The organism is Lysobacter niastensis (assembly GCF_015453285.1).
In the GTDB taxonomy this organism is placed as follows: domain Bacteria; phylum Pseudomonadota; class Gammaproteobacteria; order Xanthomonadales; family Xanthomonadaceae; genus Lysobacter_J; species Lysobacter_J niastensis.
Map to the genome: position 1 here is coordinate 171,517 of NZ_JADLZT010000005.1, position 22,813 is coordinate 194,329.

General features: G+C 68.4%; 21 protein-coding genes. 15 read left to right on the forward strand and 6 right to left on the reverse strand.

Annotation, left to right across the window (positions count from 1 at the left end):
• Positions 1-180: 180 nt before the first annotated feature.
• Entirely contained in the window at positions 181-711 is a 531-nt protein-coding gene (locus IU514_RS10030; RefSeq protein ID WP_194930977.1) for a DUF6789 family protein, read from the forward strand.
• A gap of 53 nt (positions 712-764) precedes the next feature.
• On the opposite strand, the gene greB is transcribed toward IU514_RS10030, so the two are convergent.
• Positions 765-1,280 carry a transcription elongation factor GreB gene (gene greB, locus IU514_RS10035; protein WP_194930978.1) on the reverse strand — a complete coding sequence of 172 codons (516 nt, stop codon included), beginning with the start codon at positions 1,278-1,280 and terminating at the stop codon, positions 765-767.
• 111 nt (positions 1,281-1,391) lie between these two features.
• On the opposite strand from greB, the gene IU514_RS10040 reads away from it, so the two are divergent.
• Complete coding sequence (locus IU514_RS10040; RefSeq protein WP_194930979.1) at positions 1,392-3,047, forward strand: MltF family protein; 1,656 nt, start codon at positions 1,392-1,394, stop codon at positions 3,045-3,047.
• A gap of 607 nt (positions 3,048-3,654) precedes the next feature.
• Here the strand turns inward: IU514_RS10040 and IU514_RS10045 are convergent.
• From IU514_RS10045 to IU514_RS10055, 3 genes are all read right to left on the reverse strand, one after another.
• Positions 3,655-4,077, reverse strand: a complete 423-nt coding sequence (locus IU514_RS10045; RefSeq protein WP_194930980.1) for a hypothetical protein — start codon at positions 4,075-4,077, stop codon at positions 3,655-3,657.
• 158 nt (positions 4,078-4,235) lie between these two features.
• The gene (locus IU514_RS10050) at positions 4,236-4,676 is read right to left on the reverse strand and encodes a copper resistance protein NlpE N-terminal domain-containing protein (RefSeq protein WP_194930981.1); all 441 of its coding nucleotides are present in this window, start codon (positions 4,674-4,676) and stop codon (positions 4,236-4,238) included.
• A gap of 16 nt (positions 4,677-4,692) precedes the next feature.
• Positions 4,693-6,228: a helicase HerA-like domain-containing protein gene (locus IU514_RS10055; protein ID WP_194930982.1), complete on the reverse strand. Its 1,536-nt coding sequence runs from the start codon at positions 6,226-6,228 to the stop codon at positions 4,693-4,695.
• A 234-nt stretch (positions 6,229-6,462) separates the two neighbouring features.
• Here IU514_RS10055 and IU514_RS10060 point away from each other — a divergent pair, with 234 nt between their 5' ends.
• Entirely contained in the window at positions 6,463-8,010 is a 1,548-nt protein-coding gene (locus IU514_RS10060; protein ID WP_194930983.1) for a transglycosylase SLT domain-containing protein, read from the forward strand.
• Between the two features lie 67 nt (positions 8,011-8,077).
• Here IU514_RS10060 and asd read toward each other — a convergent pair whose 3' ends face one another.
• Entirely contained in the window at positions 8,078-8,920 is an 843-nt protein-coding gene (asd, locus tag IU514_RS10065) for an archaetidylserine decarboxylase (protein WP_194930984.1), read from the reverse strand.
• A 46-nt stretch (positions 8,921-8,966) separates the two neighbouring features.
• Positions 8,967-9,614, reverse strand: coding sequence for an SCO family protein (locus tag IU514_RS10070; RefSeq protein WP_194930985.1), 648 nt, complete (start codon positions 9,612-9,614; stop codon positions 8,967-8,969).
• Positions 9,615-9,715: 101 nt separating this feature from the next.
• Here IU514_RS10070 and prmB point away from each other — a divergent pair, with 101 nt between their 5' ends.
• From prmB to glmM, 12 genes are all read left to right on the forward strand, one after another.
• Positions 9,716-10,648 (forward strand): 50S ribosomal protein L3 N(5)-glutamine methyltransferase, encoded by a 933-nt coding sequence (prmB, locus tag IU514_RS10075; protein WP_194930986.1) that lies wholly within the window; start codon positions 9,716-9,718, stop codon positions 10,646-10,648.
• A 169-nt stretch (positions 10,649-10,817) separates the two neighbouring features.
• On the forward strand, positions 10,818-11,384 hold the full coding sequence (locus IU514_RS10080; RefSeq protein ID WP_194930987.1) for a PH domain-containing protein: 567 nt from the start codon (positions 10,818-10,820) through the stop codon (positions 11,382-11,384).
• A 130-nt stretch (positions 11,385-11,514) separates the two neighbouring features.
• Positions 11,515-12,606, forward strand: a complete 1,092-nt coding sequence (aroC, locus tag IU514_RS10085; RefSeq protein ID WP_194930988.1) for a chorismate synthase — start codon at positions 11,515-11,517, stop codon at positions 12,604-12,606.
• Between the two features lie 124 nt (positions 12,607-12,730).
• Positions 12,731-13,741: a 2-hydroxyacid dehydrogenase gene (locus IU514_RS10090; protein WP_228760629.1), complete on the forward strand. Its 1,011-nt coding sequence runs from the start codon at positions 12,731-12,733 to the stop codon at positions 13,739-13,741.
• A 166-nt stretch (positions 13,742-13,907) separates the two neighbouring features.
• Positions 13,908-14,939 (forward strand): aspartate-semialdehyde dehydrogenase, encoded by a 1,032-nt coding sequence (locus IU514_RS10095; RefSeq protein WP_194930989.1) that lies wholly within the window; start codon positions 13,908-13,910, stop codon positions 14,937-14,939.
• A gap of 96 nt (positions 14,940-15,035) precedes the next feature.
• A complete protein-coding gene (locus tag IU514_RS10100) occupies positions 15,036-16,805 on the forward strand; it encodes a motility hub landmark protein FimV (RefSeq protein ID WP_194930990.1) in 1,770 nt (589 codons plus the stop codon).
• A 4-nt stretch (positions 16,806-16,809) separates the two neighbouring features.
• Complete coding sequence (gene truA / locus IU514_RS10105; protein WP_194930991.1) at positions 16,810-17,637, forward strand: tRNA pseudouridine(38-40) synthase TruA; 828 nt, start codon at positions 16,810-16,812, stop codon at positions 17,635-17,637.
• The gene (locus IU514_RS10110; protein ID WP_324187812.1) at positions 17,634-18,296 is read left to right on the forward strand and encodes a phosphoribosylanthranilate isomerase; all 663 of its coding nucleotides are present in this window, start codon (positions 17,634-17,636) and stop codon (positions 18,294-18,296) included. The genes truA and IU514_RS10110 overlap by 4 nt, the downstream gene beginning before the upstream one ends.
• 92 nt (positions 18,297-18,388) lie before the next feature.
• Positions 18,389-19,606 (forward strand): tryptophan synthase subunit beta, encoded by a 1,218-nt coding sequence (trpB, locus tag IU514_RS10115; protein WP_194930993.1) that lies wholly within the window; start codon positions 18,389-18,391, stop codon positions 19,604-19,606.
• Between the two features lie 14 nt (positions 19,607-19,620).
• Entirely contained in the window at positions 19,621-20,421 is an 801-nt protein-coding gene (gene trpA / locus IU514_RS10120) for a tryptophan synthase subunit alpha (protein WP_194930994.1), read from the forward strand.
• Between the two features lie 96 nt (positions 20,422-20,517).
• Positions 20,518-21,408, forward strand: coding sequence for an acetyl-CoA carboxylase, carboxyltransferase subunit beta (gene accD / locus IU514_RS10125; protein WP_194930995.1), 891 nt, complete (start codon positions 20,518-20,520; stop codon positions 21,406-21,408).
• Positions 21,409-21,418: 10 nt separating this feature from the next.
• Positions 21,419-22,759, forward strand: coding sequence for a phosphoglucosamine mutase (glmM, locus tag IU514_RS10130; protein ID WP_194930996.1), 1,341 nt, complete (start codon positions 21,419-21,421; stop codon positions 22,757-22,759).
• The last annotated feature ends 54 nt before the right edge of the window (positions 22,760-22,813 follow it).

Below are 22,813 nucleotides of genomic sequence, written 5' to 3' on the forward strand. Positions count from 1 at the left end.
GGCCAGCACGGTCTTGGTGCGGCCGCGCGGATGCCCAGGACCCAGATGCGGCCGGTGCAGCAAGTCGGCCTATACGGAAAGGTAACGCGCCGCATGGTGTCATCAATGCGCGCGACGCGCTGATCGATACGAGATCGGGTAACGCGCCCGGTCGTCGCGGTCGTCGCGCGAGGAGGGCTTATGCCTAACAGCGTTGCCGACCGCTTCCACAACTTCCACTTCACCGTCCCCGGCTCGCACATCTCGGGCAAGGCGGTCATGTACGCAGGACTGGCCGCAGGTGTCGTGTTCCTGGTGCTGGAGCTGATCTTCGCGCCCTTGTTCATGGGCCTGAGCAGTTGGGTCCCGGTGCGGATGATCGCCGCCATCACGATGGGCACCAGTGCACTGTTGCCACCCAACACCTTCGACACCGGTGCCCTGATCGCCGCCACAATCATCCACTTCGCGCTGTCGCTGCTCTACGCGCTGGTCTTCGCGTTCATCGCGAAGGGGCGCTCGAGGATGACCGACACGATGCTCGGTGCGGCGTTCGGACTGGCTGTGTACGTGGTGAACTTCTACGGGTTCACGTACCTGTTCCCGTGGTTCGCCGAGGCACGCCACTGGGCCACGATCGTCTCGCACATGGCGTTCGGCGCGGTACTGGGCTACGTCTACGCGATGTATGCCAAGCGCTACGCGAAGTGGGACCACCTGGCCCACCCGTAGGCAGGACATAGCGGGAGCGGTGCCGGATCGCGCCGCTCCAGGAAGCAACAGGATCAGCGGCTGTCGTCGTTGCCGTATTGGATGTCGACGATCACGAAACGGACCACGCCGCCCGGCAGGGTCGCGTCGAACTCGTCGTCGATGCGCTTCTTCAGCATCGCCCGCGCCAATGGCGAGTCGATGCTGATCCAGCCGGCCCTGGCGTCGGTTTCGTCGGGACCGACGATGCGGTAACGCTGCGATTCGCCGGAGGCGGCGTTCTCGATCTCCACGCGGGCGCCGAAGAACACGGCCTCCGGATCGCTGGGCGCGGTTTCGACCACGCGTAGCGCGGGCACGCGCTTGCTGAGGTAGCGCACGCGCCGGTCGATCTCGGCGAGTTGCTTCTTGCGGTACGTGTATTCGGCGTTCTCGGAGCGGTCGCCTTCGGCCGCGGCGGCCGCCAGCGCCTTGACCACTTCCGGGCGCTTCACGCGCCAGAGGTCGTCCAGTTCGGCCTTGAGCCGGTCGTGGCCCGTGCGCGTGATGAGGGCGGTGCTCTTTTCGGGCGGCGGACGCCAACGGGACATTGCGGTGCGACAGCCAGGGACGGGTCGTCGTTATCGCAGACACGCCGCCGCGGCTCAAGCGTCGCGTCGGCACATGGACCAACGCTGGTCGCGCCGGTGACGGAGGCATTCATGTCCAGACCACACCGCTTGTTCTTCGTCGCGCTGATCGCCGCGTCGCTTGTCTGGGCGCCCGCGTGCAACCGGACCGACACCACGACACCGGCCGCGCAGGCCCCGGCTTCATCGCCAGCTGCCGCGCCTGCGTCCGAGACAGCGACCGCGCCTGCGGTGGCAACGACTGAGCCACCGGCCGTCGGGGCTGGTGAAACGGCTCCTGCCGCGGCGGCGCCAGTCGCCGGGCCCGAGGCACCTGCGGCGATCGGGGCGCCGGTGGCCGAAGAGCGGGCACGGCAGCTCAGCCTCGAAGTCAAACACTGGACCGGCGACTTCGACGCGATGGTCGAGCGCAGGATGATCCGCGCGCTGGTGCCCTATAGCCGCACGCTGTACTTCACCGACAGGGGGCGCGAGCGTGGCCTGAGCGCCGAACTGGTCCGCGACTTCGAGAAGTACCTCAACCAGAAGCTGGCCAAGCAGCTGGGCAAGCGCCCGATCACGATCTACCTGATTCCGACCACGCGCGACCGGCTGCTGCCGGACCTCGCGGCAGGACTCGGCGACATCGCCGCGGGCAACCTGACCGTGACCGATGCGCGCCTGAAGACAGTCGACTTCGTCGCCCCGCGCGATCGCAAACCGGTGCGTGAACTGTTGATCACCGGGCCGGCGTCGCCCCCGATCAGCAATCTCGATGGGCTGGCCGGCAAACGCGTGCACGTGCGGCCGGCCACCAGCTACAACGAGAGCGTGCGGCTGCTGAGCGACCGCCTGGTCGCCCGTGGCAAGCCGGCAATCCAGATCGTGCCGTTGCCGGATGCGCTGGAGGACGAGGACATCCTCGAGATGCTCAACGCCGGGCTGCTCGAATACGTGGTCGTCGACGACTGGAAGGCGAAGCTGTGGGCGCAGGTGTTGCCGAAGATCCAGGTGCACGAGGACATGGCGCTGCGCGAGGGCGGTTACATCGGCTGGGCGATCCGCAAGGAGAGTCCGCAGCTGGCGGCCGCCATCACCGACTTCTATCAGAACTACGCGAAGAAGCAGGGTGTGATCGACTATCGCCTGGCGCAGTACCACAAGAACATCCGCCAGATCAGCAACAACACCGGGGGTGACGATTGGGAGCACTTCCAGCAGGTGATCGCGCTGTTCCGCAAGTACGGCTCGGAGTACGACTTCGACCCGATCATGCTGGCCGCGCAGGGTTACCAGGAATCGCGCCTGCGCCAGGACGCCAAGAGCCACGTCGGCGCGGTAGGCGTGATGCAGGTGATGCCCGCCACGGGCAAGGAGCTGAAGGTTGGCGACATCCGCGAGGTCGAGCCCAACATCCACGCCGGCGCCAAGTACATGGACCAGCTGATGACCCGCTACTTCAAGGATGCGAAGTTCAGCGAGGAGGTGCGGCCGTTGTTCGCTTTCGCCAGCTACAACGCCGGCCCAGGCAACATCGCGAAGATGCGCCGCGAGGCGAAGGCGCGCGGCCTCAACCCGGACAAGTGGTTCAACAACGTCGAGATCGTCACCGCCGAGAAGATCGGCATCGAGACCACGACTTACGTCCGCAACATCTACAAGTACTACTGCGCCTACAAGCTGACGATGCAGATGGAACAGGCGCGGAAGAAGGCGCGCGAGCAGGTGGCAGGAAAGCCGAAGAGCTGAAGAGGAAAAAAGTGTATGGAGCGGTCTTTGGGGTGCTTCTGATAAGCAGTTTCAAAGTCCTCAAGGTCCCGACGGACGTGCCTCTTCGGGATATCTGGGGGTGGCAGGAGTTCAGCATCTGGATCGCTTACGCAGCTATCTCTTCCATGGTGTCCTATGCGTTGGCACGCGCCGGCAGCTCACTCCTGCTTCGAGCATTCCGATCTTTGATGCGTTTAGGTGCGTTCCCGGTTCGCCCCCTCACGGAGCTCCGAGCTCCACTCGCGGGTGATTGAGGTCGGCGCGTCGAGCAGCGTGCGCCGTCACTGGAGCAGGGCAGCCCGGCGTTCCGGGCTCGGAGCTCGGGCGGCAGAGCTTTTTGCTCCATCGTCGGAGCAATAAGGCACAGATCCGAGGTTCGACCGTCGCCGGCGCGGTGAGAAGTTCACCATCGACCGGGCAAATTGCCCGGCGCGTGGAGCAAATTGCTCGGTGCATGGAGCTCGAACAGCCAATGCGCCCGGCGGGGCTGCCCTCGCAGGCTGCTGCAGCGGGCGTTCCCTCTACAGCAGTCAGCAGTGGACAGCCCATCCGGGAATGACGGGCCAGCCCTGCGCACGACCGCCGCTCAGGGCTTGGTCGCGCGGTCCACCATCTGCGATGCCGTCAGCGGGCCGGCGGCCATCGTGTCGGTGTGCGAGGCGACCATCTGGCGGAACTCCAAGCCTGCCGGGGCGCCGATCTTGAGTCCCTTCTTGCGCGCCATCTCGTCGAGCTTGTCGGACGTGGCGTCATCGATGTCCGGCGAGATGGCGACGTAATCCCAGCTGTCGCCGTTCATGTGGGCATACCACTGCGTCGCGCCGACGCCGGCCTCGCGATCGATCGCTTCGCGGGCGGCCATCCATTTCAGGAACTCAAGTTGCTTGCCCGGGGCGATGTGGTAGATCGCCACGATGACGTGCGGGACCTTTTCCTGGGCGGGCGCCGGGGCGGGCAGGGCCATCGCCATCGCGCAGGCGACGGAAAGCAGCAGGGGGAAGCGGGACATGACGGTCTCCAGAGCGCCGCTGCGCGGCGCGACGGCCGGGGCCAGGGAGGCGCGTCGGCGTCCCCGGTCGCGGCGTCGACACGCTGCACGGAGGCCCCTGGTCCTGGCGCGCGCTTGGAACAACGCGCCACGACGTTGCGGGCGGTCAGCGGTACTGCCTAGCGAGCGGCTTCGCGGTGCAGCGTGGCGCTCGCGGAGGCTGCCTTGCCTTCGGCGTCGAGCGGTTGGAGATCGGTGCCGGCCACGGCATAGAGCCGGTCGGCTTCGGACTTGCTGTTGGGGTCGAGGCGAACGCGCGTGCCGTTCTCCTCGGCGGTCCAGGTGCCGTCGAACCCGGCGCCCGCTTCCTGCAGGCGGAACGTGCCGTCGCCGCGCAGTTCGACGGTCGTGCCGCCGCCGCTGAAGCGGCCGGCAAAGGCGCGTGCGTCGCTGGCGTTGGCGGGCGCTGGCGCAGCCGCCGCTGGCGCCACTTCCGTCGTCGTCGAAACCGTTGGTGACGCGGGTTCCGGTGCGGATGCTGCAGGCGGTTCCGGCTGTGGCTGACAGGCCGAGGTCAGCGTGGTCAAGCTGACGAAGAGGACGAGAAGCTTCCGGTTCATTCGATGTGTCTCCCGATCAGCGCCGGCCGCCGAAGATGCTGCCCAGCAGTCCGCGCACGATCTGCTGGCCGATGCGGCTGCCCACGGTGCGCGCGGTCTGCTTGGCCATCGCCTCGACCATGCCCTGGCGGCGGCTCGTGCCGAACACGGCGTCCTTCACCGACTGCCCGAAACCGCTGTCTTCGGCCTCGTCCTGTTCGCGGGTGCGCGCCGGCGGTGCCTTGGCCTGTTCGGCGGAAGCCTCGGCTTTCTTCGCCAGCAGTTCGGCGGCCGAGTCGCGATCGATGCGCTGGTCGTACTTGCCGCCGACCGCGCTGCCGGCGCGCACCTGCGCACGCTCGGCCTCGGTGATCGCACCCATCCGGCAGCGCGGCGGCGCGACCAGCGTCTTCTCCACCGGCATCGGCACGCCTTTGTCCTGCAGCGTGGAGACCAGCGCCTCGCCGGTGCCGAGCTTGGAGATCGCCTGGGCGACGTCGAGCGCCGGATTCGGCACGAAGGTTTCGGCCGCGGTCTTCACCGCCTTCTGGTCGCGCGGGGTGAAGGCACGCAGCGCGTGCTGCACGCGGTTGCCGAGCTGGCCGAGGATGTCGTCGGGCACGTCGTCGGGGAATTGCGAGCAGAAATACACGCCCACGCCCTTGGAGCGGATCAGGCGCACCACCTGTTCGACGCGCTGCTGCAGCGCCGCCGGCGCATCGTCGAATAGCAGGTGCGCTTCGTCGAACACGAACACCAGCTTCGGCTTTTCGAGGTCGCCGACCTCCGGCAGGTTCTCGAACAGCTCCGACAGCAGCCACAGCAGGAAGCTCGAATACAGACGCGGCTTCAGGATCAGCTGGTCGGACGCGAGGATGCTGATCACGCCGCGCCCGTCGGTGGTCGTGCGCATCAGGTCGGCGAGTTCCAGCGCGGGTTCGCCGAAGAACATCTCGCCGCCTTCCTGTTCCAGCCGCAGCAGCGCACGCTGGATCGCGCCGATCGATTGCGTGCTGACCAGGCCGTAGGACGTGGAGATGTCCTTGCGCTCCGCGGCGACGAGCGCGAGCAGGGCGCGCAGGTCTTCCAGGTCGAGCAGCAGCAGGCCGCGGTCGTCGGCGAGCTTGAAGACGATGTCGAGCACGCCGGACTGGGTGTCGTTGAGCTCCAGCACGCGCGAGAGCAGCGTCGGGCCCATCTCGCTGACGGTGGTGCGCACCGGGTGGCCGAGCTTGCCGAACAGGTCCCAGAACAGCACCGGGTTGGCTTCCTGCCGGTAATCGGCGATGCCGATCTCGGCGACGCGCGCCTGCAGCTTGTCGCTGGCGCTGCCTGCCACCGCCAGGCCGGCGACGTCGCCCTTCACGTCGGCCAGGAACACCGGCACCCCTTGCCGCGAGAACCCCTCGGCGATCGTCATCAGGGTGACGGTCTTGCCGGTGCCGGTGGCGCCGGCCACCAGGCCGTGCCGGTTGCCGAACCTGGGCAGCAGGAAGACCTGTCCGTGGCTCTCCGGGAGCGAATCCGGGGTGGTCACGGCCTTGCCGAGGAGGATGGCTTGCGTGGGTTCCATGTCGGGCGACTTTCCAGATGAACTGGCCCGATTCTATGCGCGAACCGGAACGCTGTCGGGCTTTGGCTAGTCACTGTTTCGATGGCGCTGCCATGGCGTGTTTCACTGGCGAAACATCGAGGGCAGCCACGCTGAACCATGAATGCGCGCCCCCCCACGTTGGCGCAAATCGTGCTTGCCCGGCTTTGCGCGGGGCGGCTACTCTGCCGGTTCCCCCTGTTTCATGCAGTTGCCATGCCAACCATCGTCCGTGCCTCCGTCGCGCTGCTCGCGCTCGGCCTCGTCGTCGCTCCAGACGCCCTTGCGCTTTCCAAGCGCGACCAGGCGGCGGTCGAAGCCCTCAACCAGCAGATGCAGGCGGCAGAGGCGCGCTATCGCGATGCGATGGTCAAGATCGCCAATGCCGATCCCGCCGGCAATGCCGACGTCGATGGCGCGCTGGAGGACATGGAAGACGTGATGGCCGCCTGCGCGAAGCAGAAGGGCTGCTCGCCGACCACGATGCTCACCGCCTACAAGCGCCTGCTCAAGCAGAACGCCGACGCCGCGGCGGGTGAGGAAACGCCGGACGATGGTGCCGACGACGGTGCCTCGCTTGCCGCCGACGTGCCCGAGGCCGCGCGCGCCGCCGCGCTGCTGAGCGCCGACGGCCAGCGCTTCGTGAAGATGGTCCAGTACAACCCGGCCGTGCAGGCCGGCATCCGTCGCTGGCTGACCGACATGCGCGGCCCGCTGATCGACACGTACGAGAACTACCAGTACATGCGCCAGCTCATGTGGCCGCAGTTCGAGCGCGCCGGGCTGCCGGAAGCGCTGCTGTTCGGCGTGATGGCGAAGGAATCCAACGGCAAGGTGCATGCGACCTCGCGCGCCGGTGCCGCCGGCCCGCTGCAGTTCATGTACGCCACCGGCAGACGCTTCGGCATCGGCCCCGACGCTACCGGCTTCGACACGCGCTACGACCCGCGCTCTTCGGCGCAGGCGGCGGCGGAGTACTTCAACGAGCGCCTGGGCCAGCTCAACCAGAGCATCGAGCTGTCGCTGGCCGCCTACAACGGCGGCGAAGGCCGCGCGCAGCGCGTCTACAACAGCACCGGCGGCCGCAACTTCTGGGACGAATCGGTCTACAACCAGTTCCCGGCGGAGACCCGCGACTACGTGCCGATGGTGATCGCCGCGGCGTGGCTGTTCCTGCATCCCAAGGAGTACGGCCTGACCTTCCCGAAGGTCGACGCGAAGCCGGCGCTGCTCAGGCTTAGCAGGCCGAGCTCGATCTACGAACTCACCATCTGCATGGGCAACGGTGGCACGCGTGATGGCTACATGCGCGCGCTGCGCAACCTCAACCCGCGCTATCAGGCCGAAAGCTGGCTGCCGGCCGGCACCACGCTCAGCGCGACCACCCGCATGGTCGGCCTGTACAACCGCTGGTGCCTGCAGGGTCAGCGCGCGGAACTGGCCAGCACCCTGGTGCGCAGCAATGCCAGTTCGGCGATCGTTCGCACCGGCCCGGTGACCCCGCTGCCGGCGGAAGACGCAGAGATCGAAGGCGGCGGCGTCGGCGCGGCGGGTGCGGTGACGACGAGCCCGTCAGTGTCCAAGGCGAAATCCAAGCCGGCCAAGCCCACCTCGTACACCGTACAGCGCGGCGAGACGCTGACCGCGATCGCGCGCAAGTTCCAGTGCGACACCGGCGACCTGGCCAAGGCGAACAAGCTGAAGGCACCGCGCTTCGCGATCCGCCCGGGGCAGAAGCTCAAGCTGACCGGCTGCGAGGGCTGAGGTCCAACGTGCAGATGCAAAAAAGCCCCGCGATGCGGGGCTTTTTTGTGGCTGCATGTTTACCGACTCAGGTCAGCCGCGCCAGCGCCTGGCCCAGCGTGACCGGGCTTTCGGCCTGCAGCGCGGGGTTCAACGTGGCCACGCCCGGCGGCAGCAGGACGATCACGGTCGAGCCGTAGTTGAAGCGCGCCATCTCGGCGAAGCGCTGCAGCGTCTTGCCGCCGCTGCGGTAGTCCTTGACGTTGATGGCATCGCCGTACTGCGGGATTTCGACGCCGCTCCACACGGTTTCCACGCCGGAGACCAGCATCGCGCCGACCATCACCATCGCCATCGGGCCGAAGTCGGTGTCGAAGTGGCAGACCAGCCGTTCGTTGCGCGCGAACAGGCCCGGCACGTGGCGCACCGCTGCCGGGCCGACGCTGAAGAGACGGCCGGGCACGTGCACGGTCTCGCGCAGCGTGCCGGTCCACGGCATGTGCACGCGGTGGTAGTCCTTCGGCGACAGGTAGACGGTGGCGAACAGGCCGTTGCGGAACGGCTCGGCCGCGGCTTCGTCGCCGAGCAGTTCGGTCGCGGTGAACGACTGGCCCTTGGCCTGGAAGATGCGGCCGTTCTCGATCGCGCCGCACTGGCTGATGCGACCGTCGGCCGGCATCAGCAGCACGCGCGGATCCGGATCGGGCACGCGCGCGCCGGGCTTCAGTGCGCGGGTGAAGAACGCATTGAAAGTCGGATAGGCGGTCGGGTCGGGCTCGGCGGCTTCGCTGAGGTTGACGCCGAACTTGCGGGTGACCGTGTCGATCAGCCACTGCTTGACCAGCGGCGAATGCGAATAGGCCAGCGTGCGCGCCATCGACGACAGCAGGCGGTGCGGGACGGCGTAGGTGAGGGCGGTGATCAGGCTCATGGATTCTTCTTGCTTGGTTCGCAGGTACGTCGCGAAGCGGCGGGGTTCAGCGCGTCGCGGCCTGCGTCAGCGCGGTCATGTCGGCGGCGATCGCCAGCGGGTCGAGCGGCGGCTGGACGATGCCGGCCATGCGTCCCTGCGGGTCGAGCACGGCCATCGAGGCGCTGTGGTCGACGCTGTACTGGTCGGCCGGAGCGCCTTCCGGCGGCGGCACCTTGGCGAAGACCATGCTCAGCGAGCGGGCGAAGGTCTCCAGGGCCGGCACGTCGGCGGTGGCGGCCAGGGTGTCCTTGTGGAAGGCGTGGGCGTACTCGCCGATGCGGTCCGGCGTGTCGCGCTCGGGATCGACGGAGACGAACAGCACGCGCGGCCGCACCGCTTCGGGCAGCGCGGCCCACTGCTTCTGCGCCTTGGCCATCTCGGCCAGCGTGGTCGGGCAGACGTCCGGGCAATGGGTGAAGCCGAGGAACACCAGGGTCCAATGGCCCTTCAGCTCGCCCGGCACCAGCGGCGTGCCGTCGGACTGGCGCAGCGAGAACGCCGGCAGCTGGCGCGGCGGCTGGAACAGTCGCACGACCTTGGTCTGCGGCTGGGCGGACTCGGCGGCAGGGCTGAAGAAGTGCTGCGCGGCCCACAGGCCGAGCGCCGCGGCGAGGGCGGCGATGAGGATGTAGACCGTGGTGCGGTTGAACATGGCGGTTCCGGCGAAATGGCACGGCTGGGAGGGCCGAAGGCGCGGGCATGATACCGGGCTGCGGCCGGTATAATCGCCGACCCCCAGCGCAAGGCCCCGACATGACTGCCGATCCGGTCCATTTTGAGCAGGTCTCGATCATCGACCTGATCCGCTACGGCGGCAGCCGCTTCAACGAGGCCGGCCTGACCTTCGGGCACAGCTACGACAACGCGCTCGACGAGGCCACCCAGCTCGTGCTGCACGCGCTGCACCTGCCGCACGACCTGAGCCCGGTCTACGGCAACTCGCGCGTCACCGCCGCCGAGAAGGCCAAGGTGCTGGCGCTGTTCGAGCGCCGCATCGCCGAGCGCGTCCCGGCCGCGTACCTGACCGGCGAGGCCTGGTTCGCCGGCCTCAGCTTCAAGAGCGACCGTCGTGCGCTGGTGCCGCGTTCGCCTATCGCCGAGCTGATCACGACCGGCTTCGAGCCGTGGCTGGGCGGCCGCGACGTCGAACGCGTGCTCGACCTGTGCACCGGCTCGGGCTGCATCGCGATCGCCACCGCGCACTACCACCCGCACTGGGAAGTGGACGGCGTCGACATCAACGACGACGCGCTGTCGCTCGCCCAGGAGAACAAGGCGCGCCTGCACGCCGACAACGTCACGCTGCGCAAGTCGGACCTGTTCAACGATCTCGGCGGCCAGGTGTACGACCTGATCGTCACCAATCCGCCCTACGTCACCAACGACGAGACCGATGCGCTGCCGAAGGAATATTCGTACGAGCCCGAGCTCGGCCTGCGTGCCGGCGACGACGGCCTCGACCTGGCGCTGAAGATCCTGCGCGACGCACCTGCGCACCTGAGCGAACACGGCCTGCTGATCTGCGAAGTCGGCGAAGCCGAGAAGGCGCTGGTGGAACTGCTGCCGGAGCTGCCGATGGCATGGGTGGAGTTCAAGGTTGGCCAGATGGGCATCTTCGTGGTCGAGCGTTCCGACCTGGTCGAGCATCACGCGCGGATCAAGGCACTGGCTGACGCGCGAGGCTGAGATCTCCGTACACGCCGGGGCGGGAATCGCGTCCCGGCAGGTGCAAAGAGCCGCGACCGTGATGGCGGTCATCACGCACCGCCAAGCGGCTCGCAGAACGGCGCCTTCGCCGGCCATCCGCGATCGACCAGCGGCCACAATCGCGACGGGGAATCATTGGACCGTCGCGATGGCCGAACAGCGAGCCAACAGCCACAGCTATGCCGTCGTGGCGCCGCCACCGGCAACATGGAAGATCGTGGCCGCTTTCGCCGCCGCACTCGCGGCCTCGGGCCTGTCGGTCGCACTGGCGCAGTCCGGGCAGGGCCGCATGTTCGCTCCTGCATTGTGGGTCGCCACGGCCGGCGCGGCGTTCGCACTGGTCGCGCTATGCCTGCTGCAATGGCGGCGATCGGTCGCGATCGAGGCGGGCATGCTGGTGGTCCGCGCCGGGCTCAACACGCGACGCATCCCGGTCAGCGCCTTCGAACTCGAGCGTGCGCGCATCCTCGACCTGGAGCGGCAGGCGGAACTGCTGCCCGGCCGCAAGACCCTCGGCGCTTCGCTGCCCGGCTACCAGACCGGCTGGTTCCACACGCGCCAGTGGGGCAAGGGCTTCTACCTGCTGACCGAGCGCCAGCGCGTGCTTTGGCTGCCCGAACGCGACGGCCCGCATCTGCTGCTGTCGCTGCATCAGCCGCAGATGTTGCTGGCCGCGCTCAACGCGATGGTGCCCCGGCGCGATCCGGACTGGTAGGCGAGCGCCGCGGCGCGGCTTCGCGGCTTGCCCCATCCCATTGCGGAGAGGACGGGGAAAGGAGGGAGGTTCCAGCAGCAACCAAATCCGGTTGCTACAGTTCGTGCTTTCCGCGACGCAGGTCGGGCACGTGTCCAGCAACACCTTCGGCAAACTGTTCTCGGTGACGACCTTTGGCGAAAGCCACGGTCCGGCGATCGGCTGCGTGATCGACGGTTGCCCGCCGGGCATCGCCATCGCAGCCGAAGACTTCCGCCACGACCTGGGGCGCCGCGCCACCGGCCGCACGCGCCACACCTCGCAGCGCCACGAGGCCGACGAGGTCGAGATCCTCAGTGGCGTGTACGAGGGCATGACCACTGGCACGCCGATCGCGCTGCTGATCCGCAACACCGACCAGCGCAGCAAGGACTACGCGAACATCGCCGCGCAGTTCCGCCCGGGGCATGCCGACTACACCTACTGGCAGAAGTACGGCATACGCGACCCGCGTGGCGGCGGACGCTCCTCGGCGCGCGAGACGACGATGCGCGTCGCCGCCGGCGTGATCGCCAAGAAATGGCTCGGTGACCGCTTCGGTGTGCGCGTGCAGGGCTACCTGTCGCAGATCGGCGAGATCGTTCCGCACGGCATCGACCTGTTGGTGACCGAGGACAATCCATTCTTCTGGCCCGATGCGCGCCAGGTCACCGAACTGGAGCTGTACATGGACGCGCTGCGCAAGTCCGGCGATTCGGTCGGCGCGCGCGTGGACGTGATCGCGACCGGCTTGCCGCCGGGCTGGGGCGAGCCGATCTACGGCAAGCTCGACGGCGAACTCGCTGCCGCGCTGATGAGCATCAACGCGGTGAAGGGCGTCGAGATCGGTGACGGCTTCAACGTGGTGGCGCAGAAGGGCAGCCAGCACCGCGACCACATGGCGCCGGATGGCTTCGCCTCCAACCATGCCGGCGGCATCCTCGGCGGCATCAGTACCGGCCAGCCGCTGCGCTGCTCGGTCGCCTTCAAGCCGACGTCCAGCTTGCGCCTGCCGGTCGACAGCCTCGACGTCGAGGGCAACGTGGTCGAGGTCGTCACGACCGGACGCCACGACCCCTGCGTCGGCATCCGAGCGACGCCGATCTGCGAAGCGATGGTCGCGCTGGTGCTGATGGACCAGGCGCTGCGCCACCGTGCCCAGTGCGGCGACGTCGGGACGGTGACGCCGCGAATTCCTGGGTGAGCCAGGACGGGATTTGCGCGGCACTGCCGCGCAGTCCCGGCGAACACCCGGCCATGGATGGCCGGGCAGGACTCTCCGGAGCCATGACGTTTCGCCATGGATCGCCGCAAATGGATCAAGTGACATGAAGGTGGAAAACACACGGCCGCGCGTCTGGGTCTCGCAGCCGCTGTTCGCCGACATCGTCGGTCGGTTGCACGAGCACTTCGACGTCACGGCCACCGGCGAGGTCACGCAACACGCGCCTGCAGCGATCGCGGCCGCGCTGCGCGATGCCGACGGCGCGCTGGTGACGCTCAACGATCCGATCGGCGCGGCCGAGATTTCCGGTGCTCCGCGACTGCGCGCGATCGCCAACGTCGCGGTCGGCTACAACAACCTGGACGTCGCGGCGATGAGTGCGGCCGGCATCCTGGTCACCAACACCCCCGACGTGCTGACCGAAACCACCGCCGATTTCGGTTTCGCGCTGATGATGGCGGCGGCACGCCGCATCACCGAGGCCGAACGCTGGCTGCGCGACGGGGAATGGCAGCGCTGGAGCTTCGACACGATGCTCGGCGGCGACGTGCACGGCACCACCCTCGGCATCCTCGGCATGGGGCGCATCGGACAAGGCATCGCCAGGCGCGCCGCCGGATTCAACATGCGCGTGCTCTACCACAACCGCAGCCGCGTACCGGAAGCGGTCGAGCGCGAGTGTCGCGCCTCCTGGGTGGATTTCGACGGACTGCTGGCCCAGTCCGATCACCTGGTGCTGGTGCTGCCCTATTCACCGCAGGTGCACCACCTGATCGGCGCGGCGGCTCTGGCGAAGATGAAGCCCTCGGCGACGCTCATCAACATCGCCCGAGGCGGCATCGTCGACGAGGACGCGCTGGCCGACGCACTGCAAGGCGGGCGTCTGGCCGCCGCCGGGCTCGACGTGTTCGAGGGTGAGCCGGCGGTGAATCCGCGATTGCTGGCGCTGCGCAATGTCGTGCTGACGCCGCATATCGCCAGCGGCAGCCTCGCCACCCGCCGCGCGATGGTTTCGCTGGCCGTGGACAACCTGATCGCGGCGCTGGGCTTTGGGCCGGATGCCGGAGTACCGCCGACGCCGGTCAATGCCGACATGCTGAAACGAAAGCGCTGAAACCGCGGTCCACTCGTTCGTGCCCCCCAAATCGGAATAAGGCCAGGACGCCCAACAGGCCCCGATTGCCCGATAATTCCAACTCCACCGCTTCGCAACACCCGCCGGAACGGTTCCGGCGGCTCCTGAAACCAGGACCCCCACCAACCAGGACCCAAAAGGACCAATGAACGCCAAGAACTCCTGCAACGTAGCCATCGTCGGTGCAACCGGCGCGGTCGGCGAGACCATGTTGAAGATCCTCGCCGAGCGCAAATTCCCCATTGGCACCTTGCACGTGCTGGCGAGCGAGCGCTCGGCCGGCGAGAAAATCGAGTTCGGCGCGAAAAAACTGGTCGTGGAGAACCTGGCCACGTTCGATCCGAGCGGCGTGGACATCGCGCTGTTCTCGGCCGGCGGCAGCATTTCCAAGGAGTACGCGCCGAAGTTCGCCGCGGCCGGTGCGGTCGTGATCGACAACTCCTCGGCGTTCCGCTACGACGACGACGTGCCGCTGGTGGTGTCGGAGGTCAATCCGGAGCAGGTGAAGAACCGCCCGCGCGGCATCATCGCCAACCCGAACTGCTCGACCATGCAGATGCTGGTCGCGCTGGCCCCGATCCATCGCCAGGCCGGCATCGAGCGCATCAACGTGGCGACCTACCAGTCGGTCTCGGGCGGCGGACGTTCGGCGCTGGAGGAACTCGGCCGCCAGACCGCGGGCATCCTCAACTTCCAGGATCCTGACCCGAAGCGCTTCCCGGTGCAGATCGCCTTCAACCTGATCCCGCACATCGACGACTTCCAGGACAACGGCTACACCAAGGAAGAGATGAAGCTGGTCTGGGAGACCCGCAAGATCCTCGGCGACGAGAGCATCCAGGTGAATCCCACCGCGGTGCGCGTGCCGGTGTTCTACGGCCACTCCGAGGCGGTCAACGTCGAAACCCGCGAGAAGATCACCGCGGCCCAGGTGCGCGACCTGCTGTCGACCGCACCGGGCGTGGAGGTCGTCGACGAACCCAAGGCCGGCGGCTATCCGACCCCGGTGACGCATGCCTCGGGCAACGATCCGGTCTATGTCGGCCGTATCCGCGACGACTTCTCGCACCCGCGCGCGGTCAACCTGTGGATCGTCTCCGACAACATCCGCAAGGGCGCGGCATTGAACGCCGTGCAGCTGGCGGAGCTGGTGCTGGCCGAGCGCGACAACGCCTGAATCCAGGCGTCCAGGCGCAATACGGCGCCGTCCGCATTGCGCCCCAACCCCGGCGACGGCTAGAGTCGCCGCCGGGGAACACGATCGGGACCGGCTGTGAAGCGATACGCGCGTACTGCATTGGCATTGGCGCTGGCACTGGCCAGCGGCTCCGCCGCGGCGCTCGGTCTGGGGCAGATCGAGGTCCGTTCCAGGATCGGCCAGCCATTCCTGGCCGAGATTCCCATCATTTCGGGCGATCCAGCCGAACTGGAGAACCTCCAGGCCGAGCTCGCGTCGCCGGACACCTTCGCCCGCATTGGCCTGCAGGTGCCGACCGGTGTCGTCGCCGACCTGCAGTTCTCCTCGGCGCTGGATTCGACCGGCCACCCGGTGATCCGTGTCACCAGCCAGCAGCCCGTCACCGAGCCGCTGCTGACCTTCCTGGTCTCGGTCGATTGGGGGCAGGGCAGGCTGGTGCGCGAGTATTCCGCGCTGCTGGATACGCCGCGCACCGTATCGGCGCCGTTGCAGCCGACCGTCGAAGAGGCCGTCGTCTCGGCCCCGAACACGATCGAGCGTGAGCCGGCGGCCCCGGCCGCGCCGGAACCCGTCGCGCAGGCTGCTGAACCGCCCGCGGCGGACCGTCCCGAAGACAATGCGATCGCTGCCACGCCGGAACCGGCGCCCACGCCTGCACCGGTGGCTGCGGCTGCACCGCCGCCGCCCACTCAGGCGCCGATGCCGGCAGCGGCACCGGCAGGTGCTCCTGATGAATTGCGCGTGCGCGCCGGCGACACGCTGTCGAAGATCGCCAGCGAAGTCGATCTGCCGGGCAGGTTCACGCTCGACCAGACCATGATCGCGCTGCTGCGCGCGAATCCCGATGCCTTCATCGGCGGCAACGTCAACCGTCTGCGCCAGGGCGCGGTGCTGCGCGTGCCGTCGGGACACGAGCTGTCCGACATCGAGGCGGCTCAGGCTTCGCGCCTGGTCAACGGCCAGTTCCAGCAATGGCAGGCCGCGCGCCGACCGATGGCTCAGCCGGCGGCCAGCGCGCGGGCCGCCGCAAGCGGTGCCGTCACGCCTTCGGCGAAGCCTGTGGCCACCTCTCCCGAGGCCGCCGCAACGCGCACGGCCGAGGCACGTCTGGAAATCGTCCCGCCCGGCGCGAGCCGCGCCACGCAGGCGGGTACACAGTCCGGCATCAACGCCGGTGGTGAGGGCGAAATGCTGCGACAGGAACTGCAACAGACACAGGAAACGCTCGCGGCGCGCGACGCCGAGCTGCAGGAGATCAAGGGCCGCGTGGCCGAGCTGGAGCAACTGCAGAAGCAGCAGCAACAGCTGATTACGATGAAGGACAGCGAGCTGGCGGCAGCGCAGCAGCGCCTGGCGCAATCGCAGCACCCGGCCGCTGCCGACGCCGGCGGAGCGATGTGGCCGTGGCTCGCCGGCGGCGCGTTGCTGCTGGTCCTCGGTGGCGGCTGGCTGCTGAGGCGCCGCCCGAGCAAGCCGGTGTTCCGCGCGCCCGGCGTGACCCCTTCGATCGCCGATGCCTTCACGGCCGGCCCGGCGCCGGCTTTCGAGCCCGTTGCCGAAGCAGTCGTCGAAGCGGAAGAGATCTCGCCCGAAGTGAAGGGTGCGCAGATCGCCGCGGCGGTCGAAGCGCAGGCGCCGGCCTGGCATCAGGCGGCGAAGGGCCCGGGCGGCCGCCAGGAACCGCTGTTCGCCGTCCAGCCAGGACAGGAGCGCCTCGAACTGGCGCGCGCCTACCTCGACCTGGGCGACCACGAGAGCGCGCGACAGTTGCTCAGCGACGTCGTGATCAACGGTGACCTGACCGCGCGCCAGCAGGCCGCACGGATGCTGCAAGAGCTGGACTGACGGAATGGAAGAGCAGTCCGCCGCGGACGTCCCACCGTCGCGGCGCTATGCGCTGGGCGTCGAATACGACGGCAGCGAATTCTCGGGCTGGCAACGCCTGAGCAAGCACGGAGAATCCGAGCGGCCCGGCGAGGAGACGATCCAGGGTGCGCTCGAGCTGGCGCTGTCTTTCGTCGCTGGCCACCCGGTCGAGACCGTCTGTGCAGGCCGCACCGATGCCGGCGTCCACGCCTCCTGCCAGGTCGTGCACTTCGACACCCATGCCGTGCGCGAAACGCGCGGCTGGATGCTGGGCGTCACCAGTCGCCTGCCGCCGTCGGTGTGCGTGCGCTGGTGCCGGCCGGTGCCTTCCGACTTCAACGCACGCTTCTCGGCGCGCGCCCGGCGTTACCGCTACAGCATCCTGAACCGCGCGGTGCGTCCGGCACTGGGGCGGCAAACCCTGAGCTGGGAGCGGCGGCCGCTCGATGCCGATGCCATGCATCGCGCCGCGCAGGCGCTGCTGGGCGAGAACGACTTCTCCGCCTTCCGCACCGTCCACTGCCAGGCGCCGCATGCCCGCCGCGAACTGCAGGAAATCGTGGTCAGGCGGGACGGCGAGATCGTCGAGGTCGAGGTGCAGGCCAATGCGTTCCTGCACCACATGGTCCGCAACATCGTCGGCAGCCTGCTCATGGTGGGCAGCGGCGAGCGGCCGGAAGCCTGGATCGCGGAGCTGCTGGCGGGGCGTGATCGCACCCTCGCCGGACCCACGGCTCCGCCGGACGGGCTGGTGTTCCTGGGGCCTCGCTATCCGGCAGAATGGGACCTTCCGGCCGAGGTTTCGCTGTGAACGTCGCCAAGGGGCGGGTCCTGTTCCGCACCCGCATCAAGTTCTGTGGAATGACGCGTCCGGGCGACATCCGCCTGGCCGGCGAGCTGGGAGCCGACGCGGTCGGCCTGGTCTTCGCCCCTCGTAGTCCGCGCCGGATCGAACCCGAACAGGCCCAGGCCATGCGCGAGGCGCTGGCGCCGCTGGTCGATGCCGTCGCGCTGTTCATGGACAACTCGCAGGACGAGGTGCGCGAGGTCGTGCGCCACGTGCGGCCCAACATGCTGCAGTTCCACGGCAGCGAGGACGACGCGTTCTGCCGGAGCTTCGGCGTGCCGTACCTGAAGGCGATCCCGATGGGCGAGGCGATCACGCAGACGGCGATCGCGTTGCAGCTCAAGTATCCGGGCGCCGCAGGATTCCTGTTCGACAGCCACGCGCTGGGTGGCTCCGGCGGCAGTGGCCAGACATTCGACTGGTCGCGCGTGCCGCTCGACCTGCACAAGCCGTTCGTGCTGGCCGGCGGCATCACGCCGGACAACGTCTTCGACGCCATCCTCGCGACGCGTCCGTGGGGCGTGGATGTTTCCAGCGGCATCGAGACCGAGCCGGGCGTCAAGGACGGCGACCGCATGCGCCACTTCGTCGAGGAAGTGCGGCGCGCCGACTGCCACCAGTAGCCGGAGGCGGTGCCGACCGGTGCCGGCCGCCGATGGCCTTACACTGGTGGTCACGCCGCGCGTCGCGGCGCCCCCGCACCCGATTCGCGCTGATGGCTCCCCCAGATATCGTCGATTTCCATTCGTACCCGGATGCATCCGGGCATTTCGGTCGCTTCGGTGGCCGCTTCGTCGCCGAAACCCTGATCGGGCCGCTGGAGGAACTGGCAGCGGCCTACGACGCCGCGCGCGTCGATCCGGCCTTCATCGCCGAGTTCGATCGCGACCTGGCGCATTACGTCGGCCGGCCCAGCCCCATCTATCACGCGCAACGCCTCAGCGATGAAGTCGGCGGCGCGCGCATCCTGCTCAAGCGCGAAGACCTGAACCACACCGGCGCGCACAAGATCAACAACACCATCGGCCAGGCATTGCTCGCCAGCCGCATGGGCAAGACGCGCATCATCGCCGAGACCGGCGCCGGCCAGCACGGCGTCGCCAGCGCCACCGTCGCCGCACGCCTGGGCCTGGAATGCGTGGTCTACATGGGCGCTACCGACATCGAGCGCCAGAAAATCAACGTCTACCGCATGAAGCTGCTCGGTGCGACCGTGGTGCCGGTCACCAGCGGCTCGGCGACGCTGAAGGACGCGCTGAACGAGGCGATGCGCGATTGGGTCACCAACGTGCGCGACACGTTCTACATCATCGGCACCGTCGCCGGTCCCGACCCGTATCCGCGCATGGTCCGCGACTTCAACGCCGTGGTCGGGCGCGAGGCGCGCGCGCAGATGCTGGCCGAGTACGGCCGCCTGCCGGACGCCGTGACCGCCTGCGTCGGTGGCGGCAGCAACGCCATCGGCATCTTCCACGCCTTCCTCAACGACCGCGACGTGCGCATCGTCGGTGCCGAGGCGGCGGGCGAGGGCATCGCCACCGGCCATCATGCGGCGTCGTTGGCCGCGGGCCGGCCTGGCGTGCTGCATGGCAACCGCACCTACGTGCTGTGCGACGACGACGGCCAGATCATCGAGACACACTCGGTGTCCGCGGGTCTGGATTACCCGGGCGTCGGTCCGGAGCATGCGTTCCTGAAGGACGCGGGCCGCGCCGAGTATCTCGGCATCACCGACGACGAAGCACTCGATGCGTTCCACACGCTGGCGCGCACCGAGGGCATCCTGCCGGCACTGGAGTCCAGCCACGCGATCGCGCAGGCGATCAAACTGGCACGTGAACTGCCGAAGGACGCGCTGGTGCTGTGCAACCTGTCCGGCCGCGGCGACAAGGACGTGCACACCATCGCCGCGCGCGAAGGCCTGTCGCTGTGAAGGATTCCGCACGCATGAACCGCATCGACACCCGTTTCGCAGCGCTCAAGGCACAGGGCCGAAAGGCACTGGTTCCCTTCGTCACCGCTGGAGATCCGTCATTGGAGTTGACTGTTCCGGTGATGCACGCGCTCGTGCGCGCCGGTGCCGACGTCATCGAACTCGGCGTGCCGTTTTCCGATCCGATGGCCGACGGTCCGGTCATCCAGCGAAGCTCCGAGCGTGCGCTGGCGCGCGGTGCCGGGCTCGCCTTCGTATTCGAGAGCGTGCGCCGCTTCCGTGAGCGCGACGCCGACACGCCGGTCGTGCTGATGGGCTACCTCAACCCGGTCGAGATCCGCGGCCCCGAGCAGTTCGCCCGGGAGGCCACGGCGGCCGGAGTCGATGGCGTGCTGCTGGTCGACCTGCCTCCCGAGGAGGCGGGCGAGTTCCGGGCGGCCTTCTCGGCGCACGGCCTGGCGCTGATCGTGCTGGCGTCGCCGACCACCAGCGAGGCCCGGCTGGCGACGCTCTGCCAGGGCGCACAGGGCTACCTGTACTACGTCAGCTTTGCCGGCGTGACCGGCGCCGACCGGCTCGACACGCACGCCGCCGGCGAGCACCTGCATGCGATCCGCTTGCGCAGCCCCGTGCCGGTGGTGGCGGGCTTCGGGATCAAGGACGCCACCAGCGCCGCGGCCATGGGGCGCGAAGCCGATGGGGTCGTGGTCGGTAGCGCCCTGGTGTCCGCCCTGGGCGACGCCGACGACCCCGCGGCCGAAGCTGCTGCCTTCCTGGCGCCGTTGCGGGCCGCCCTGGATGCGCTCCCGGCGTAGCTTGCCCGGCGCACGCTGCGGCCTGCGCTAAACTGACCCGCTCGGCCGGAACCGACCGGCCACAACGATCAAGCCTGAACGGGAAACACCCAAAGCATGTCCTGGCTCAAGAAACTCATGCCCTCCGGTATCCGCACCGAAACCGGAGCGGCCAAGCGGCGCAGCGTCCCCGAGGGTCTGTGGGAGAAGTGCGACCGCTGCGGCGCGGTGCTGTACCGCCCCGAGCTCGAGGAAAACCTCGAGGTCTGCCCGAAGTGCAGCTTCCACATGCCGATTCGCGCACGCGTGCGCCTGACCGCGCTGTTCGACGCCAACAGCACGCAGGAAATCGCCGCCGAACTGGGCCCGACCGACGTGCTCAAGTTCAAGGACCAGAAGCGCTACGCCGACCGCATCAAGGCCGCGCAGAAGTCCACGGGCGAGCGCGACGCGCTGATCGCGATGAAGGGCACGCTGAAGCAGCGCCCGCTGGTCGCCTGCGCGTTCGACTTCGCGTTCATGGGCGGCTCGATGGGTTCGGTCGTGGGCGAGCGCTTCGCCCGCGCCGCCGAGACCGCGGTCGAACTCCGCTGCCCGATGGTCTGCTTCACCGCGACCGGTGGCGCACGCATGCAGGAGAGCCTGTTCTCGCTGATGCAGATGGCCAAGACCTCCGCTGCGCTGGGCCGCATGCGTTCGAGGGGGCTGCCTTTCATTTCGGTCATGACGCACCCGACCACGGGCGGTGTGTCGGCGTCGTTCGCGATGCTGGGCGACCTCAACCTCGCCGAGCCGGAGGCCCTGATCGGCTTCGCCGGTCCGCGCGTGATCGAGCAGACCGTCCGCGAAACGCTGCCGGAAGGCTTCCAGCGTTCGGAGTTCCTGCTGGAGCACGGCGCGATCGACCAGATCTGCGACCGTCGCGAGATGCGCGATCGCCTGGCGCACCTGGTTGCGTTGCTGATGGACCAGCCGCAGCCGGAAGACGACGCCGAAGTCATTTCCTGAGGAGCGACGCTTGAGCCGCAAGTATTTCGGTACCGACGGTATCCGTGGCCGCGTGGGCGAAGGCCCGATTTCGGCCGATTTCGTGCTTCGACTCGGCAACGCCTACGGGCATGCGCTGCCCCGGCGGGACTGGCGCAACCCGGTGGTCATCATCGGCAAGGACACGCGCATCTCGAACTACATGTTCGAGGCTGCGCTCGAGGCCGGCCTGGTCGCTGCGGGTGTCGACGTGCAGCTGATGGGGCCGATGCCGACGCCGGCCGTCGCGCACCTCACGCACTCGATGCGCGCCGATGGCGGCATCGTGATCTCCGCCTCGCACAACCCGCACCACGACAACGGCATCAAGTTCTTCTCGGCCGAGGGCGAAAAGCTCGACGACGAGACCGAACTGGCGATTGAAGCTGCGCTGGAGCAACCGTTCTTCACCGTGCCGTCCGAGCAGCTCGGCAAGGCCATCCGCACGCGTGACGCGCTGGGCCGCTACATCGAGGCCTGCAAGGGGTCCGTGCCGAAGGGCTTCGACCTGGGCGGCATGCGCATCGCGATGGATTGTGCCAACGGCGCGACCTACCAGCTCGGCCCGCTGGTGCTGAACGAACTCGGTGCGCGCGTCGATGCGATTGGTGTCGAACCCAACGGCGTGAACATCAACGACGGCGTGGGTTCGACCCATCCGGAAACCCTGGCCGCGCACGTGCGCGCCACCGACGCCGACCTCGGCATCGCCTTCGACGGCGATGGCGACCGCGTGCTGTTCGTCGATGGCGAAGGCGTCGTCTGCGACGGCGATGACCTGCTGTACGTGCTCGCTACCGACTGGCAGGAAAGCGGACGGCTGCACGGACCGGTGGTCGGCACGCTGATGACCAATTACGCGCTGGAACGCGCATTCGAGCAGCGCGGCATCGGCTTCATCCGCGCCAAGGTCGGCGACCGCTATGTCCACCAGCAGCTGATCGCCAACAGCGGCGTGCTCGGCGGCGAGGCATCCGGGCACCTGCTGTGCCTGGACCGGGCCAGCACCGGAGACGGCATCGTCAGCGCGCTACAGGTCCTGGAAGTGCTCAAGCGTCGTGGCATTTCGCTGCGCCACGCGCTGGACGGCTTCCGCAAGGTTCCGCAGAAGACCGTCAACGTGCGCTACGACGCTGGCGCCCGGCCCGCTGAAGCGGCCAGCGTCCAGGCGGCGCTGGCGCAGGCCCAGTCGGCCGTTGCGGGCCGCGGCCGGGCCTTCCTGCGTCCGTCCGGCACCGAGCCGGTGGTGCGCGTCACTGTCGAGGCCGATGACGCGACGCTGATGCAGTCCACGCTCGACGCGCTGGCGACTGCGGTCCGCGAGGCCGTCTGAGCTTCAGGCCCCTCTCCCTCGGAAGAGGGGTGGGGCACGTCGGTGTTCCCTGCC

Coding starts and splice junctions, on each gene's coding strand:
- IU514_RS10050 (WP_194930981.1), bottom strand. CDS start 4,676: ATGAACCGGAAGCTTCTCGTCCTCTTCGTCAGCTTGACCACGCTGACC.
- IU514_RS10090 (WP_228760629.1), top strand. CDS start 12,731: ATGAAGGTGGAAAACACACGGCCGCGCGTCTGGGTCTCGCAGCCGCTG.
- truA (WP_194930991.1), top strand. CDS start 16,810: ATGGAAGAGCAGTCCGCCGCGGACGTCCCACCGTCGCGGCGCTATGCG.
- IU514_RS10095 (WP_194930989.1), top strand. CDS start 13,908: ATGAACGCCAAGAACTCCTGCAACGTAGCCATCGTCGGTGCAACCGGC.
- IU514_RS10070 (WP_194930985.1), bottom strand. CDS start 9,614: ATGTTCAACCGCACCACGGTCTACATCCTCATCGCCGCCCTCGCCGCG.
- IU514_RS10030 (WP_194930977.1), top strand. CDS start 181: ATGCCTAACAGCGTTGCCGACCGCTTCCACAACTTCCACTTCACCGTC.
- IU514_RS10040 (WP_194930979.1), top strand. CDS start 1,392: ATGTCCAGACCACACCGCTTGTTCTTCGTCGCGCTGATCGCCGCGTCG.
- IU514_RS10045 (WP_194930980.1), bottom strand. CDS start 4,077: ATGTCCCGCTTCCCCCTGCTGCTTTCCGTCGCCTGCGCGATGGCGATG.
- asd (WP_194930984.1), bottom strand. CDS start 8,920: ATGAGCCTGATCACCGCCCTCACCTACGCCGTCCCGCACCGCCTGCTG.
- IU514_RS10080 (WP_194930987.1), top strand. CDS start 10,818: ATGGCCGAACAGCGAGCCAACAGCCACAGCTATGCCGTCGTGGCGCCG.
- trpB (WP_194930993.1), top strand. CDS start 18,389: ATGGCTCCCCCAGATATCGTCGATTTCCATTCGTACCCGGATGCATCC.
- trpA (WP_194930994.1), top strand. CDS start 19,621: ATGAACCGCATCGACACCCGTTTCGCAGCGCTCAAGGCACAGGGCCGA.
- greB (WP_194930978.1), bottom strand. CDS start 1,280: ATGTCCCGTTGGCGTCCGCCGCCCGAAAAGAGCACCGCCCTCATCACG.
- prmB (WP_194930986.1), top strand. CDS start 9,716: ATGACTGCCGATCCGGTCCATTTTGAGCAGGTCTCGATCATCGACCTG.
- IU514_RS10060 (WP_194930983.1), top strand. CDS start 6,463: ATGCCAACCATCGTCCGTGCCTCCGTCGCGCTGCTCGCGCTCGGCCTC.
- accD (WP_194930995.1), top strand. CDS start 20,518: ATGTCCTGGCTCAAGAAACTCATGCCCTCCGGTATCCGCACCGAAACC.
- IU514_RS10055 (WP_194930982.1), bottom strand. CDS start 6,228: ATGGAACCCACGCAAGCCATCCTCCTCGGCAAGGCCGTGACCACCCCG.